Source organism: Embleya australiensis, from assembly GCF_051903075.1.
Taxonomy (GTDB): domain Bacteria; phylum Actinomycetota; class Actinomycetes; order Streptomycetales; family Streptomycetaceae; genus Embleya.
On record NZ_CP182423.1, the window covers coordinates 4,168,213 to 4,183,120 of the forward strand.

11 protein-coding genes and 1 pseudogene are annotated in these 14,908 nt (G+C 68.0%); 2 read left to right on the forward strand and 10 right to left on the reverse strand.

Annotated features, from left to right (window positions below; translation table 11 throughout):
• Window positions 1-104 precede the first annotated feature (104 nt).
• The 5 genes and pseudogenes from ACMXN5_RS48565 to ACMXN5_RS48585 form a co-directional block, all read right to left on the reverse strand.
• Entirely contained in the window at window positions 105-1,889 is a 1,785-nt protein-coding gene (locus tag ACMXN5_RS48565; protein WP_439681292.1) for a reverse transcriptase domain-containing protein, read from the reverse strand.
• 537 nt (window positions 1,890-2,426) lie between these two features.
• Window positions 2,427-3,134 (reverse strand): annotated as a pseudogene (locus ACMXN5_RS48570) (ISL3 family transposase); the annotation flags it as partial.
• A gap of 127 nt (window positions 3,135-3,261) precedes the next feature.
• Window positions 3,262-4,542: an erythromycin esterase family protein gene (locus tag ACMXN5_RS48575; RefSeq protein ID WP_439681293.1), complete on the reverse strand. Its 1,281-nt coding sequence runs from the start codon at window positions 4,540-4,542 to the stop codon at window positions 3,262-3,264.
• 18 nt (window positions 4,543-4,560) lie between these two features.
• Window positions 4,561-5,214 carry a CatB-related O-acetyltransferase gene (locus tag ACMXN5_RS48580; RefSeq protein ID WP_439681294.1) on the reverse strand — a complete coding sequence of 218 codons (654 nt, stop codon included), beginning with the start codon at window positions 5,212-5,214 and terminating at the stop codon, window positions 4,561-4,563.
• A 31-nt stretch (window positions 5,215-5,245) separates the two neighbouring features.
• Window positions 5,246-6,784, reverse strand: coding sequence for an FAD-dependent monooxygenase (locus ACMXN5_RS48585; protein WP_439681295.1), 1,539 nt, complete (start codon window positions 6,782-6,784; stop codon window positions 5,246-5,248).
• 98 nt (window positions 6,785-6,882) lie between these two features.
• Here ACMXN5_RS48585 and ACMXN5_RS48590 point away from each other — a divergent pair, with 98 nt between their 5' ends.
• Window positions 6,883-7,458 (forward strand): TetR/AcrR family transcriptional regulator, encoded by a 576-nt coding sequence (locus ACMXN5_RS48590; protein WP_439681296.1) that lies wholly within the window; start codon window positions 6,883-6,885, stop codon window positions 7,456-7,458.
• Window positions 7,459-7,547: 89 nt separating this feature from the next.
• On the forward strand, window positions 7,548-8,441 hold the full coding sequence (locus tag ACMXN5_RS48595; protein WP_439681297.1) for a LysR family transcriptional regulator: 894 nt from the start codon (window positions 7,548-7,550) through the stop codon (window positions 8,439-8,441).
• 25 nt (window positions 8,442-8,466) lie between these two features.
• Here ACMXN5_RS48595 and ACMXN5_RS48600 read toward each other — a convergent pair whose 3' ends face one another.
• The 5 genes from ACMXN5_RS48600 to ltrA all read right to left on the reverse strand — a co-directional run bounded on the left by ACMXN5_RS48600 (window position 8,467) and on the right by ltrA (window position 14,631).
• Window positions 8,467-9,861, reverse strand: a complete 1,395-nt coding sequence (locus ACMXN5_RS48600; RefSeq protein ID WP_439681443.1) for an MFS transporter — start codon at window positions 9,859-9,861, stop codon at window positions 8,467-8,469.
• 8 nt (window positions 9,862-9,869) lie between these two features.
• Window positions 9,870-10,352 (reverse strand): nuclear transport factor 2 family protein, encoded by a 483-nt coding sequence (locus ACMXN5_RS48605; RefSeq protein ID WP_439681298.1) that lies wholly within the window; start codon window positions 10,350-10,352, stop codon window positions 9,870-9,872.
• 56 nt (window positions 10,353-10,408) lie between these two features.
• The gene (locus tag ACMXN5_RS48610) at window positions 10,409-11,305 is read right to left on the reverse strand and encodes an alpha/beta hydrolase (RefSeq protein ID WP_439681299.1); all 897 of its coding nucleotides are present in this window, start codon (window positions 11,303-11,305) and stop codon (window positions 10,409-10,411) included.
• A gap of 1,071 nt (window positions 11,306-12,376) precedes the next feature.
• Window positions 12,377-13,333, reverse strand: a complete 957-nt coding sequence (locus ACMXN5_RS48615) for an IS3 family transposase (protein WP_439681300.1) — start codon at window positions 13,331-13,333, stop codon at window positions 12,377-12,379.
• 44 nt (window positions 13,334-13,377) lie between these two features.
• Entirely contained in the window at window positions 13,378-14,631 is a 1,254-nt protein-coding gene (gene ltrA, locus ACMXN5_RS48620) for a group II intron reverse transcriptase/maturase (protein ID WP_439678286.1), read from the reverse strand.
• Window positions 14,632-14,908: the final 277 nt, after the last annotated feature.

The window sequence follows — 14,908 nt, forward strand, 5'->3', positions numbered from 1 at the left end:
TACTGGTGGGCCGTTGGCGAGGTGCCTGCTGAGCAGGTCCTTTTCCGACGGCCCCCAGCCCGAACGACGCATGCGACTTGTCACCGCACGTCGCTCTCCAGTGACTACTCCGTGAGTGCTGCGACGGGTCTCTTGCCGTGGATGTCCGTGTGACAAGTCCCGCAGACCACAAGGGCCTTGCGGTGTCGCGCGGCCATGAGATCTGCCCACGGCGGCCGGTTGCCCGGTCGTCCGAGGTCCGCGAGCTTGGCGACGTGGTGAACTTCCACCTCGTCGATCCGCCCGCATGCCTCGCACCGTCCGGCGAGGAGCCGGGTGACCAGCTCTTTGCGTTTGGTGTTGACCGGGGCCGGCCGTCGGTCGTTGACGACCGTCTTCTTGTTCCGTCGTAGCGGGATCCCGCCGAACCGTCCGACCAGTGGTTTCCTGCCGGTGCGTTCGACGCGGGCCTCGAAGCACTTGCGTGGCCCGTGTGGCGTCTCGATGGTGGTCGCGTATTTGCGGGCCATCTTCGACACCGACGAGCGGTGCTTGTTGGCGAGCGTCATCAGCATCGAGGTCTCCATGACCCATTGCAGCCGGGCGAGTCGGAAGACGTCGCCGGCCAGCAGGTAGTACTGGACGATGCCGCGGTACTCGGACCCGTAGGTGCTGAGGATGACGTGGTCGTCCTGGTTCAGCAGTTCGGGCCGACGCGTGGGTTTGCCGCGCTCCATGTACCGGGCTTGCTTGGCAGATACCACCGAACGGGGGACACGCAATCTGATGACCCCATTGACGGAACGACGTCCGCCGGTGACCTTGCGGTCGTTGTGATGCACGGTGATCTCGTAGCCGAGGAACCTCGCCGCCCGGGTGCGGGCGTGCGTGACGAGGGTCTTCTCCGGTGACAACTCCAGCTTGAGTTCTTCACGCAGGAATTGCGCCAGTCGGTCTTTGATCTCCTCGGCCTCTGCCTTTGGTCCGGCGAACCCGAGCAGGGTGTCGTCGGCGTAACGCACATACCGCAGCCGCCTGTAGCCGGGATCCTGAGTATCCATGCTGGGCACGCTGCGGAGTTGCTTGCGTAGTTCCCGCACTGCGGTGCGGTCGCCGCGCTTGCGTGCGCCACGCAATGCATTCCACACCTTGAAGAAGGTCTGGTTTGGCTGCCTGACTCTTCCTCGGGTGTATTCCGGGATCAGAACTCTCTCGACGTACTCGTCCATCTTGTGCAGGTAGATATTCGACAGGATCGGCGAAACAACCCCGCCTTGCGGACTCCCGCTGTGCGTGGCATTCCAGACCCAATCCTCCATGTATCCGGCCTTGAGCATGTTCCGCACCACCCGCAGGAACCGGTTGTCGTGAATCTTCTCGCCCAGAATCCGGAGCATGACCGAATGGTCAAGCCGGTCAAAACACTGAGCGATGTCGCCCTCGACGAACCAGGCTGTCCCCGTCCAGGTATTGGCCACATCACGTAATGCGGTGTGGCAACCTCGGCGAGGACGGAAACCGTGGGAGGAGTTTGAGAACGTCGGCTCGTAATAGGCCTCTAGCAGCAGGCGAATCACTTCGCCGACGAGCTTGTCACTCCACGGAGGCAGTCCGAGCGGACGCAGTTTCGTGCTGCCCCGCCCTTTCGGGATGTAGACCCTTCGTGCCGGGCTCCATCGGTAGCGCTCGTGGCGCAGCGCGTCGATGACGTGCTCGATCTTGCCCAGCGACATGCCGTCCACGGTCTCCCCGTGGACCCCGGGCGTCATCGCTCCCTTGTTGGAGTACAGACGCCCGTAGGCCAGTAGATACAACTGCGGATTGAAGAGCTGTCGATACAGTTCATCGCACGGCAGGCCACGCCTGCCGCGTTCACGGAGGACACCCAGCACCGTTTCGGCGCTCTGCATTACGCATACCTCCCGATCATTGAGTGCCCGATCACCTGGCCCCCTTCGCCCGATGCGGACGGCCTTCCCGTCCTCCTTGGCCGGTCGTGACTCCGGCGACTACTACGGGGCCTCCGTCGCCATAGGAAGACCTCTTCCCTTAGGCGATCCCATGTTCGTCCTTGTCGTACGTCATAGCGTGATGTAGGTGCCCCACTCATTCCCTTGAATGCCCTCGCTGGGCATCGCTCCGCATCCCGGAGGTTGCGTCGGTCATGGCATCAAACCGTCGCAGGATGCGGCGTCGGTTACAGGCAGCTTTCCGACGGATTCGACCTTCAATCTCCTGGGAATTAGGGTTCAGGCAATTCAGCTTTCACCGTGTCACGCGGGTCCCACGACGCGTCACCTCTGCCGCCTGAGAGCGACCGTCGGTTTCCTGGCATGCTCTGGTCCCGTCACCGTTTCCGGATCGGGTAAGCCATTGGACCCAAGAATCTCCTTCCGAATTCTTCCCGACTGAGTCGGGGATACGACAAGGCGCCTCATGGCGCACTGCCATCGGTCGCTGACCTGCACTGCGTCGGGCAGCGCGCGGCGTATTGCTTCGGCGTAGGCGCCCGAGCCGTCCCGGCAGACGACGTCGATGCCTGGGTGCCGTCGCAGCCACGCTTCGAGCGCGTCGACGTCGCGGCCGTGCAGGACGTCGATGCGTTCGCCGGTCTCGGCGTCGGTCAGGACGGTCGCGTAGCGGTGGCGGCGCTTGAGCGCGAAGTCGTCGACGCCCAGGACCTGCGGCACCCGGCGGGCCGGCAGCGGGATCCCGGTCAGGACACGCAGGGCGGTGCTCCGTGACAGCCCGGCGCCGAGCGCGTCCAGTGTCCGTGCGCCGGCGCGGCCCGCGAGTTCCCGCACCACGGCCCGGACTTGGGCCGGCAGGCGCACCGTCCGCCGCTGGTAGCGCTCCAGCACACCGGGAATCTGCTCACGAAACGTGATGCGGGGGCAGGCCGAGGTGGGGCAGACCAGGCGGCGGAGCCGCGCCAGCACGACCACCCGGCGGGCGTCGACCGGCACGTCCGTCACCGTGCGTTCATGGAAGGCGTGCACCCGACCGGCCCGACCGCCGCAATCCGGGCAATCCACCGGACCGCCAGGCGTCCGGGCCCAAACTCGGATGACCCCGTCCTCGTCCGCAACCTCCTCGACCACCAGCGGCGCAAGCCCCGAAAACACCACGCCCACAAGCTCGTTCGCACTCAACATCCGCACATGATCACGGACTCACTGTCCGTCACCACCGAATGTGAGGCAGACCCGTTAGTTTTACAGTCCCGGATGGGGGCGTACTCCCGTACCCGTGAACGCGTCGTGTCCGTGTGTCCGGTCCCGGTCATGGGCTGGAGAGGTCCTTGGTAACGGTGGAAGCGGGGATGGTCAGGACGGCGTCGAACGCGTCGACGACGGGGGTGTGCAGGTAGGTGCTCTGCAGTCGGATGCGGTCGGGCTGGTGGGAGGTCTCCGTGCGTGCCTGACGGAGGTCGGCGACGCCGAGTCCGACGCCGGCGTCGGCGAAGGCGGCCTCGAGGCTGTTGGGCTCGGGCGGTTCCAGCGCCGTGGCGCCGAGGGTGAAGCCGAAGGGCGTCTTCTCGTCGCGGTGCATCTCCGCGGTGTGTCCGGTGACGCTGGTCAGGCCGAGGGCGCGGTAGTCGTCACCGAGCGCCCGCCGCAGATACTGTCCCATGGGGAGTCCTGTGAGGCGCTCGTCGAAGGAGATGGATGCCGTCTGGATGTGGGCGTTGTGGGCTACCAGGACAACGCGGGTGCCCGGATCGAAGCGTTCCAAGTGCCAGAGGACCGATCTGGCCATGAAGGCGTCCCGGGCGGAGGTGTCGGCGATCAGTCCCTCTCCTGCGAAGAGGTCGGCCATGGCACGGAAGGTGTAGTCGCCGTGGCAGGCGGCTTCGAGGCGGTGCAGGGCGAGGTCGTACTCCTGCCGGCCGGCGCGGGTGGTGTATAGCGGTTCGAGGGAACGGAATCGGACGAGGAGACGCGTGAGGGTCGCGGTGAGGGCGTCTTGTTCGGGTGCGGGCAGGCGCGCCCAGGCGGGCGCGGCCACGGCTGCGGAGCCGCCCGCGAACGATGCGGCGATCCGCATGGCCGTTTCGACTCCCGACGCGGTTTCGGGGTCGACGCGGCGCAGGTAGTCGGCGACCGGGGCCAGTGCGGGGAGCAGGGAGCCACCCGCGGCCGGGATGTCGATCCCGGCGAAGCGCACCGGTGGTGAGGTGGTGCGGTTGTGCCCGCGGACCCAGCGCAGGGGCTCGGTGAGTCCCACGGGTATCGCCCCGGCGAGGTGGGCCGCCAGGTCATCGTCCGTTCCCTCTCCTTGGACCCACGCGTCCAGGGGGATACCTTCGCTGAAGCCGTACTCGAAGGACAGGACGGTGAAGCCACAGCGTTCGACGAGGAACCGCAGGAGGCGGCGACGCAACAAGGCGAACTCTGCGATGAAGTGGGAGTGTTCGCCGATCGCCACGACGCGGGCGTCCGCAAGGATGCCGCGCAGCGGTTCCAGGTCGTCGAGCGGCGCTTCGGGGTGGAGGTGGGTGAGCGGGACGGCGCGTTCGCGTAGCCAGTCGGTGAACGGGATATCGGGGTAGGACCGGGACATGACGAAGGCTCTCGATTCTCAGTGCCGGGGGGCTCCGGGGGCCGCGGCCTCCAGCGCGTCGACGGTGCCGGACATGATCGTGCGGAGGTGTTCGGTGATGTGCGGCAGCGGCCAGTCCCACCAGGCCAGGGCAAGGAGGCGGTCGATGTCGGCGTCGACGTGGCGCCGCCGCAGCAGCCGGGCGGGGTTGCCGCCGACGATGCCGTAGTCGGGGACGTCGTCCACGACGACGGAGCCGGAGGCGATGATCGCCCCGTGGCCGATGTGGACGCCCGGCATGATCGTGGCTCCGTAGCCGAACCAGACGTCGTTGCCCACTGTGGTGTTGCCCCGTCCGGGCAGGTCGGTGATGAGGTCGAAGTGGTCGACCCAGGAACCGCCCATGATCGGGAAGGGGAACGTCGAGGGCCCGTCCATCCGGTGGTTGGCGCCGTTCATGATGAACCGCACGCCTTCGCCCAGCGCGCAGAACTTCCCGATGACGAGTTTTTCGGGCCCGTAGTGGTACAGGACGTTGCGGTTTTCGAAGGCGGTCGGGTCCTCGGGATCGTCGTAGTAGGTGAACTCGCCGACTTCGATCAGCGGCGAGGTCACCAGAGGCTTGAGGAGTACGACCCGAGGCTGGTCGGGCATCGGATGTACCAGGGTCGGGTCGGCGGGAACGAGCGGCATTCGTGATCGCTTCCTCTTTGAGGGCGTGGCCTCAGGCGTGGTTTCGGGGGGTGCCGAACCAGCGGCCGAGCGCTTCGCGCAGGGCCGGTACGGCGTCTTCGGGGGACTCTTGGACGGTTGCGGCCCAGGCGATGTGCGCGTCGGGTCGGATCAGGACGGCGTCGGCGCGGCGGTCGTCGGCCTTGGCGGTGTGAATGTCGATGCGAGGGTGCCAGTCTCGGGCCGCCCGGCGGAGGTCCTCGCGGTCCGCGAGGTCCAAGAGGAGCGGCCGTGCGGTGCGCATGAGTTCGCCGATGCCGGTCACTGCCCAGTCATGAAGGGTGGGGTCGGAGATGAACGCACCGGTCATGGGGTGCCGGTCGGACGGTGCGGGCATCGGGTAGCGGATGTCGGAGCCCGCGACGAGGGCCGCCATGCGGCGCAGCGGCTGCTCGTCGGCGAGCAGTTCCCGGAAGACCTCGCGGAGCGCTTCGGCGGCCGGGTCGGTTCCGCGTCGCAGCGCCACCTGGGCCCGGGTGTGCAGCATGGTGCGCGCGCCGGCGACGTGCCGTTCGTCGTGGTACGTGTCGAGGAGACCGTCGGGTGCCCAGCCGTGGATGTCGGCGGCCAGCTTCCAGGCCAGGTTCACCGCGTCGAGCATGCCGGCGTTGATCGCCACGCCGGTTGCGGGGAACAGGTGCGCGGCGTCACCGGCCAGCAGGATTCGCCCTCTTCGGTAGTGCTCGGCGTGCCGGGCCTTGAAGGTGAACCGTGACAGGCGGATGGCGGTGCCGCTCGGGAGATCCGCACCGAGGACGCGACGAACGCTGTCCCGGAATTCGGTCATGGACATCGGGGTGTCGTCGTCGTACTCGTCCGCCTCGTCCTCGACCGTGTAGAGGGAGATCACGCGTGAGTCGGGCGATGCGCCGACGCCGAGGAGACCGCGGTCCGTCCGTGTGAAGCCCCCGTGGACCGTGCCGAAGCCGGCGATGTCGAGATCCCCGTTGCCGAGCACCGTCACCGCGTCGGGAAAGGTGATCTGGGCCAGCCGGTTGACCTCCGGATAGACGGTGCCGGGGAAGGCGATACCCGCCTCGTCCCGGACCCGGCTGTGGGCGCCGTCGCAGCCTGCCAGGTAGTGGGCGGCCACTCGATACGGTCCGTCCGGGCCGACGACATCCGCGGTCACTGTCGATGCGTCCTGGACCACCCCGGCCACGCGGTGTCCGCGGCGGATCTCGACGCCGAGCTCGCCGGCGCGTTCGGCGAGTAGATCCTCGAGCTCCTGTTGCGGCAGCGGCAGGGCGTGCAGCGGAGGATTCGCGAGCCGGGTCAGGTCGAGATGGACGCCGCCGAAGGGGAACACCGGGGCCGGGACGGGGCCGGTACAGGCGGCCTCGCACCGCTCCAACAGGCCCCGGTGACGCAGCAGTTCCAGGATCTGTCCGCCGAGTCCACCGGCCTTCGGAACGTCCCGGCGGTGCGGCCACCGCTCCAGCACCAGGGGACGCACCCCGGCCAGACGCAGTTCGCACGCCAGCATCAGGCCGGTCGGTCCGGCGCCCACGACGATCACATCGGCGTTCATGTACTTCCCTTCGGAACGGCACGTGTCGTGCCGCAAGGAAAGACCACGGACCCGTATCCCGTCAAGCACGGCACGTGCCGTGCCGGTAGAGTGGCGGCATGACCAACCCCAGTCGCGGTGCCGACCGGACCGAGGCCATCATGCGGACCACGCTGGAACTGGGCCAGGAGATCGGCTACGCCAAACTCAGTATCGAGGCGATCGCGGCCCGAGCCGGCGCGGGAAAGCACACCATCTACCGCAGATGGCCGTCCAAGGGCGCCCTGTTCCTGGACTCGCTGCTCCACCTGCACGCGTCCGGCCTCGACTACCCGGACACCGGCGACATCGTCGCCGACCTTCGCGCGCAGATCCACGCGGCCGTCGACCTCCTGGGCAATCCGCCCTTCGGCCCGCTGTACCGGGCCCTGGTCGGCGAGGCGCAGTACGACCCCCGAGTCGCCGCCGCGCTCAACGAGCGCTTCATCGTCCCGCAGGCCGCCATGACCGTGGCCCGGCTGGAAACGGCACGCGCCCAAGGCCAACTGTCGGCCTCCTTCGACCTGGACCTGGCCATGGCGATCCTCTCCGGCCCGCTCTACTTCCAACTCCTGATCACCCAGGAACCCTTGACCCACGCGTACGTGGACCGCGTCCTCGACGCTCTCTTCACCGGCATGGGAAACCCCTCGTGAGGCCCGTCGTCGACAACGCCCTGGACGGCGGGGCCTGCGAGGGTCTTTACTGACCGTCGTCGATGGGGCGGCGACCCGGGGGAGGGCCGATGGAGCGGTACGAGATCGAGACGTTCCTGGCTCTCGCCGAGGAACTTCACTTCACACGGACCGCCGAGCGTCTCCTCGTGTCTCCGGGCCGGGTCAGTCAGACGATCAAGAAGCTGGAACGACGTGTGGGCGGTGCGTTGTTCGAGCGCAGCAACCGTCATGTCGCTCTCACGCCGGTCGGTCGACAGTTGTACGCCGATCTGCTTCCCGCGTATCGGCAGGTCCAACAGGCCGTCGCCGAGGCGTCGGCGGCCTTCCGGGGTCTGGGCGGAGTGCTGCGTGTCGGTTTCACCACCGCATGGTCCGGTGACCTGTTCGTGCGGGCGGCACAGGAGTTCGGTGCGCACCATCCCCGTTGCGTCGTCGACCTGAAGGAGGCGACGTACGGTGCGGCGCTCGCCGCATTGCAGGGCGGGGACGTCGACCTTCTCCTCGCCGAGCCTCCCGTCGAGGACCCCGCCATCGTCGTGGGCCCGGTCCTGTTCTCCGAACCCCGTGCCCTGCTCGTACCCGCGCACCACCCCTTGGCGGCGCAGGAGACGGCGTCGCTGGAGGACCTCGCGGTCCTACCTTTGATCACGGCCGCCGGTGTGTCGCCGGCCTGGCACGACGCCTATTTTCCCCGGCGCACTCCCCAGGGACGCCCGGTGGAGCATGCGGTGGCCGTCGCCGGGTGGCAGGAGATGCTTTCGCTGGTCGGGGCGGGTAGGGGGGCCACGGTGTCCACGGTGCGGGCGGGGCGCTACTACGGCCGCCCCGACATCGCCTTCGTCCCGTTCGACGACGCACCGACCGTCGACGGCGTGCTGATGTGGCGCAGGGACGGTGTCTCCGCCGAACTGCGGGCGTTCGTCGAGATGGTCGTCGGTCTCGGTTCCGGCAGCGCCGGATGAGACGCGGTTCCGACAGGAGGTCGCCTCACGTTGCCGAGTTTTGGTCCCCGGGCCGCGGAAGAGTCAGTGTCGCGGCTGCGGTCAGGACGAGTCCCGCGGCTGCGAGCAGCATGCTCCGGCGCATGCCCCCAAGGAACGTGTCGGCCCCCGCGAGCAGCGCCCCGAAGGCGGCCACCGCGATCGCTCCGCCGATCTGGCGGCCGGTGTTGAGCACGGCGGAGGCGGTGCCGGCCCGGTCGGCGGGAACCGCGTCCAGCAGCTGTGCGGTCAGCGCCGGTACCGTCAGCGCGCCGCCGAGACCGACGGGCACCATCAGCGCGGCCACCACCCACACGTCGGTGTGTGCGGTGACGGTGAGCAACGCCGACAGCCCGACCGCCGCGACCAGTTGTCCCGTGACCATCGGCAGGCGCGGGCCGAAGCGTGCGGCCAGTTTCGCCGAGGTCAGGTTGACCACCGCGACCAGTGCCGTCATCGGGATGAACATCAGGCCCGCGTGCAGGGCCGTTTCCCCGCGTTCCTGCTGCAGATACAGGCTGAAGACGAACACCCCGCCGTAGTAGGCCGCGTTGAGCATGAAGCCGATCACCAGGGAGACGGCCACGACCCTGGAGCGGAACAACGCCGGGGGCAGCATCGGGTGTGCGCCCCTGACCTGAGCGGTGAGGAAGGCGGCTGCCGCGGCGACTGCCATCAGGAGCGACACCATCACGAGCGGCCGGTCGAATCCCTTGTCACCGCCCTCGATCACGCCGTAGGTCAGCGCGCCCATCGCGACCACCGCCGTCACCTGGCCGGGCCCGTCGAGGCGGGCGGGCAACCGCGGCGAGGCGGGAAGACGGGCCAACAGGACGAGCGCCGACAGGCTCGCGGGCAGGTTGACGAAGAAGATCCACCGCCAGCCCACGGTCGCGGTGAGCATACCGCCCAGGACCGGTCCCGCCGCGACCGCGACGGCGCCGCCCACCGTCCACACGGCGATCGCCCGCGCCCGCTCGGCCCGGTCGGGGAAGCCCTGGCGGACCAAGGCCAGCGACGCCGGCATCATCACGGCTGCCGCGCCTCCCTGTACCAGCCGTGCCGCCACGAGCACGCCGAGGCCGGGGGCGAACCCGCAAGCGGCCGAGGAGAGGGCGAAGAGCACCAGGCCGCCGCCGTAGGCTCGGCGGGCGCCGATGCGGTCGGACAGGGCGCCCGCGGAGAGCATCAGGGCGGCGAACATCAGGGTGTATCCGTCCACCACCCACTGCAGGCCGGACATGCCGCCGTCCAGGCTGCGACCGATGTCGGGCAGCGCAACGGTGACGATCAGGGCGTCCAGCGAGATGAGGAAGAAGCCGAGCAGGGCGGCGCCGAGCACCACCGCGGGACCGCCTCGGGCTCTCGTCGGGGTCACGGCGGCAACGGACCGGGCGGGCATGGAGGAGGTCATCGTGCGGCACCCGCCCGCGCGGGCAGGCCCTCGTTGCCGTCGCCCCAGGTCGCGGTCATCACCACGGAGTCGATCAGCCATCGGTCGCCGGTGCGGGCCAGTTCCCAGCGGTAGTCGCCGCCGAGCGTCCACAGCGACGCACCATGCGCGGTGGCGAGCCGGTGAGTGGCTTGGAAGGAGGCGGTGCACACGGCGCGATCCCCCTCGATGTGCACCAGGTGGTTGGCGATCAGGTGTTGGGTGGCGTCGTAGCCGCCGAGCGTCGTCGACCAGGCGTCGATGATCTCCTGAGGGGACATCCGGACCGGTTGCCCTCCGTGGAGGCTGGTGTAGTCGAGGAGCACCTCGTCGACGAACAGGCCGCGCAACAGCTCCCATTCGCGGTGGTCCGCGTGCACGACCATCCGGGTGCAACTCTCGACGATCTCGATCCTGGTTTCGGCCGGGAACGGTGCGGCGGTGGGGGCGATCTCGGGCATGGTGCGGCGGACTCCTGTCGAGGGCTGCGGGGCGGCGGTGGTGGGGGGCCGGGGCGTCACAGGGTGCGGGCGAAGTGTTCGGCGGCCGCGTCCACGGCCGTGTCGACCTGTGGCGACCGGTCGTAGAAGTCGAACTGGACGCCCTCGGTCCACAGCAGGGATCGGGGGCCCGCGAGCCGGTCGTGGAAGCGCCGCGCGCCGTCCGGAATGGCGGCGTCCTCGCTGTGCACGAGCAGCACGGGTACGGTCACGCGCGACGCGATCGCGATCGCGTCGAGGCCCAGCCACTCGGTCCAGGCCATGACGGCGAACCGGTTGGACCACTGCGGGACACCACCGCGCTGCGGGTCGAGGTAGAAGTCGATGTCGAACGGCATGGCCGCATCGCAGTCATGGGCGCCGACCGCGGGCACGTAGGCGACCTCCCCGGTCTCCTCGTACCTGCGCCGGGCCTCGGCCGCCGCCGCTTTCCTGTTCGCGACGCCTTCCGGGCCGCCGTAGGTGTCCTCGCAGAGCCGACGATCGTGCAGCCACGGCGCCACCAGGGCGAGCGACGCCACCCGCGAGTCCTCGACCGCGCAGGCGCTGACATACATGGCACCGGCGCACACGCCGAGCATGCCCAAGCCCCCGTCGGCCACCGAGGGGTGACCGGCCAGGAAGTCGACTGCCGCGCGCAGGTCCCGCACTTTCAGCCGGGCCGATTCGACGTCGCGCGGTTCACCACCCGATGCACCGTACCCGGCGAAGTCGAAGGAAAGGGCGGCGAAGCCGCGCCGGGCGAGTTCCTCGGCGTACCGGTCCGCCATCTGTTCCTTGACGCTGGTCCAGGTACCGGCGACGACGACACCCTGCACCGGGCCGACCTCCTCGGTGGCGGCGTCGGGCAGGAAGAGATGGCCGGCGAGCTTCGCACCGTCACCGTCGAAGCCGACCTGTTCGCGCAGGGGCATGGCGGAACTCCTCAAAGGCGTCATGGAGGGACTCCGGACACGCTGGCAGCCGCCGCCCCGGCGCCACAACGCCCAATGACTCACAGCATGTTGAGCGTGGCTAATCAGCGAACGGTTTCGGTACGGCAGGTCCGCGAACCAGGGTGCGGGCCCCCCGGTTCGGAGAGCTTCCTCCCCGGGGCCTCGGTGGGTTCGCGGAAGTGCGTGGCCCAACAATCGCCACACCGTCCGTTGATGCACCCCCGCGACCTGTGCGCCCGCCCGCACGTGCGCCGCCGTCAAGGCGCCCTGAGCGTCCAACTCCACCAGGCGGGCCACCAAAGCCGCCCGTGTTGCGGCAACACGTCCTCGATCACCGAACCACCGGTCACCCTCGGCCTCCCCCACGGCGGATGCCGCGGGCGACGCGCCGCACGACACGAGTGATCCCACCGGGAACAACCACACCGACACGTCGGAACCATCGTTTACGAGACACCCGACCGGGCGGGGGTGTATCAGGCCGTGAAAGCGATACCGAGACCGGCGATCACACCCGTGTCAGCAACCGAACCCGACAACCCGCACCCCGACACCCCCGCCACACCCACACGACACCCGCATCCCACTGACGACCAACCACCGCCACCCCAACGCACACTCACACTGGCGCCCGTCCGCGACCGGCGAGGCCCGGGTCAGGACGGGTTCGCGGGCTGTACGTGCCAGGTGCGCCGCGGCGGCGCTGGCCCACGATCGCCTCACCCAATCCCCCCACCACAAGAGGGGCGAGGCGATGATGCGGACGGCGGCCCGAACCGGCCCCGACCGACGAACAGACCACCCATCACAGGGAATTCTCAATCACGCTGCGCGGCCTTCTCAGAACCTGCCGCACCGCAGGTCAACCGCACCTCCCCCGAGGAACACACCTGACACCGCACACCGAAGCCCCAGGTCATACGACACAGACCAACATTCTCAAACCGTGCAGCACCCCAGGTCAGCGCACCGCGCCTGCACAATCCGCTGAGACGACGCACCCTCGGGGTGAGGGGCCTCGCGTTCTTCGGACAGGGCCCGGCTGTCAGTTCATGCAGCCAGTCGCAACTCTTCAAACTCGGCGTGTACTTCGCGTGGAGGGCGGTAACCCAGGGCCGAGTGAAGGCGTTTGCGATTGTACCAGAATTCTATGTACCGGGTGATTTCCCGTCGGGCTGCGTCGCGAGTCGGGTAACTCACGCGTGAGACCCGCTCGTTCTTCAATACCCCGAAGAAGGATTCGGCCATTGCGTTGTCGAAGCAGATCCCGGTACGGCCGACGGACCGGCGCAGGTCGAGTTCATCGAGCAGGCTCGCGTACTCGACCGACATGTAGTTGCTGCCGCGGTCCGAGTGGAATATCGCACCCCTCGCCAGGGTGCGGTTCCGCGTCGCGTTGCGAATCGCTCGGGATATCAACGGGGTCCGGTAGTGGTCGTCCATCGCGTAGCCGACGACTTCCTTGGTGCAGCAGTCGATGACGGTTGCCGGATAAAGCCATCCCTCGGCCGTCGGAATGTAGGTGATGTCCCCGACGAGCTTTTCGCCGGGAGCCGAGGCGCCGAAGTCGCGACCGACCAGGTCCGGCACGGGCGCGGACTCCGGCCGGGTCAGCGACCGGCGCCTCGGGCGAGGCTGACAAGGCACCAGGTCCAGGTCGCGCATGATCCGGCGGACCAGCTCCGGGCCGGCCGGGGCGCCCCAGCGCAGCAGCCGGGCATGGATGCGGCGATGTCCGTAGGTGCCGTCCGACATCTCGAACGCCTTGGAGACGAGCAGCGTCAATTCCTCGCGCCGTTGTGCGGTCACGGATTCCGGGCGCCGGCGCCACTCGTAGTATCCGGACCTCGACACGCCGAGGCGGTCGCACATGAATGCGACGGGAAGGCGTACTCCGCGGTGTCGAGTCGCATCGATTCGATGAACTCGTACTTTCCGGCTACCGGGAATCCTTCGCGAAGTACGCTGGTCGGGTGGCCCGGGGGAATCGCACCCCCGGGCTCCCACAGATCCCGGCGTGACAGTCTCCCGTCACCGGGCTCTTCTCGGTCTCACCAGAAAGCGTGGACCCATCGCCACTGCGCGAAGAAACGCGGGTATTGACGGGTGGTCCGTCTCCATGCCGCGTGCGCCTTGGCGAAGGTCCTCAGCCGTTTGTGTTTCTTTCTCAGCCAGCGCACCAGGTAGGCGTTGATGCGTCTGAGCAGGGGATACAACTCCGAACGGTGGTACCGCCCGTAGTAGTTCATCCATCCCGACACGACGGGGTTGATCCATCGTGCGATGTCCTGCGCCGAGAAGGTGGTGTAGTGGTGCAGTCGCCAGGACCTCACGCACCGACTCATCCTCTTCAGGGCGGTCTTGGCGACCGCCGGGCCGAAACCGGTGAACACCGTTCCGTGCCTGCTGCGTACGCCCCGGGCCCGGAACGTGAACCCGAGGAAGTCGAACGACGTGTGCTCGTACGAGCCTTGCCGTTTTCCGTCCTTGCAGTAAACGATTCGGGTCTTGTCCGGGTGCAGTCGCAGTCCGACCTGTTCCATTCGCTCACCGATCGCCCCGGCCACCATTCGGGCCTGGCTCTCGCTGTGGCAGTGCACCACCGCGTCGTCGACATACCGCTCGAACGGCAGGGTCGGGAACTTCCGTGCCATCCAGGCGTCGAACGCGTAGTGCAGAAACAGGTTGGCGAGCACGGGTGAAACGGCGGATCCCTGTGGAGTTCCGCAATTTCGTTCGGCATGCGAACCGTCGGGCATCCGTACGGGAGCGGCCAGCCACCGCTTCACGTAGAGGACGACCCAGGGCTGATCGGTGTTCGTCTCCACCGCCTTGACGACAAGATCCCAGGGCACGCTGTCGAAGAACTTCCGGATGTCGAGATCGATCACCCAGTCGAATTTCCAGCAACGTTCCCGGCACCTTCCCACCGCGTCCAGTGCCGACCGGTTCGGCCGATACCCGTAGGAGTCGTCGTGGAATCTCGGCTCCACGACCTCCTCCAGTCGGGCTGCCACAACGGTCTGCGCGATTCTGTCCGCGACGGTGGGCACTCCGAGAATCCGAGTACCCTCGCCGTGCGATTTCGGAATCTCCACCGCCAGTACCGGGGGCGGGAAGTAGCTGCCCGACGACATCCGATTCCAGATCCGATAAAGATTGTTCTTCAGATCCGCTTCGAACATCTCGATCGAGCAGCCGTCCACTCCCGGTGCGCCCTTGTTGGCTCGCACCTTCAGATAAGCCTCCCACACCTCCTGTTTCGAAATATCGAACGGCTTGCTCCGCGGTCTCTGCTCGTCCACGAGACTCCTCCCAGGATTCTTTTCCTGGTTGATCGAATGCACGAACCACGGCCGAGCCGGCCCCTTCGCTTCCCTCCCACCGCATCAAGCAGGAGAATCTTCGCTACTACGGGCCGGTCCGCCCGCGTGTCCCGCGACGGTACTCACCCCCTCGCGTTTCAAACGCTTGGGGAACTCCCTGTCGCCCCGCCCGTTTTCCGAGTCGGGATCGTGTCGGGACACGCGTTCCCACGTTCCGCACAGGAGCCGCAGATCAAGCTCGCGCCACCTCCACGCC

What these genes read in the sequence shown, in the direction of transcription:
- ACMXN5_RS48605 (WP_439681298.1), bottom strand. Translation starts at nt 10,352, where the DNA reads ATGCCCGAGATCGCCCCCACCGCCGCACCGTTCCCGGCCGAAACCAGG.
- ACMXN5_RS48610 (WP_439681299.1), bottom strand. Translation starts at nt 11,305, where the DNA reads ATGCCCCTGCGCGAACAGGTCGGCTTCGACGGTGACGGTGCGAAGCTC.
- ACMXN5_RS48600 (WP_439681443.1), bottom strand. Translation starts at nt 9,861, where the DNA reads ATGCCCGCCCGGTCCGTTGCCGCCGTGACCCCGACGAGAGCCCGAGGC.
- ACMXN5_RS48595 (WP_439681297.1), top strand. Translation starts at nt 7,548, where the DNA reads ATGGAGCGGTACGAGATCGAGACGTTCCTGGCTCTCGCCGAGGAACTT.
- ACMXN5_RS48585 (WP_439681295.1), bottom strand. Translation starts at nt 6,784, where the DNA reads ATGAACGCCGATGTGATCGTCGTGGGCGCCGGACCGACCGGCCTGATG.
- ACMXN5_RS48580 (WP_439681294.1), bottom strand. Translation starts at nt 5,214, where the DNA reads ATGCCGCTCGTTCCCGCCGACCCGACCCTGGTACATCCGATGCCCGAC.
- ACMXN5_RS48590 (WP_439681296.1), top strand. Translation starts at nt 6,883, where the DNA reads ATGACCAACCCCAGTCGCGGTGCCGACCGGACCGAGGCCATCATGCGG.
- ACMXN5_RS48565 (WP_439681292.1), bottom strand. Translation starts at nt 1,889, where the DNA reads ATGCAGAGCGCCGAAACGGTGCTGGGTGTCCTCCGTGAACGCGGCAGG.
- ACMXN5_RS48575 (WP_439681293.1), bottom strand. Translation starts at nt 4,542, where the DNA reads ATGTCCCGGTCCTACCCCGATATCCCGTTCACCGACTGGCTACGCGAA.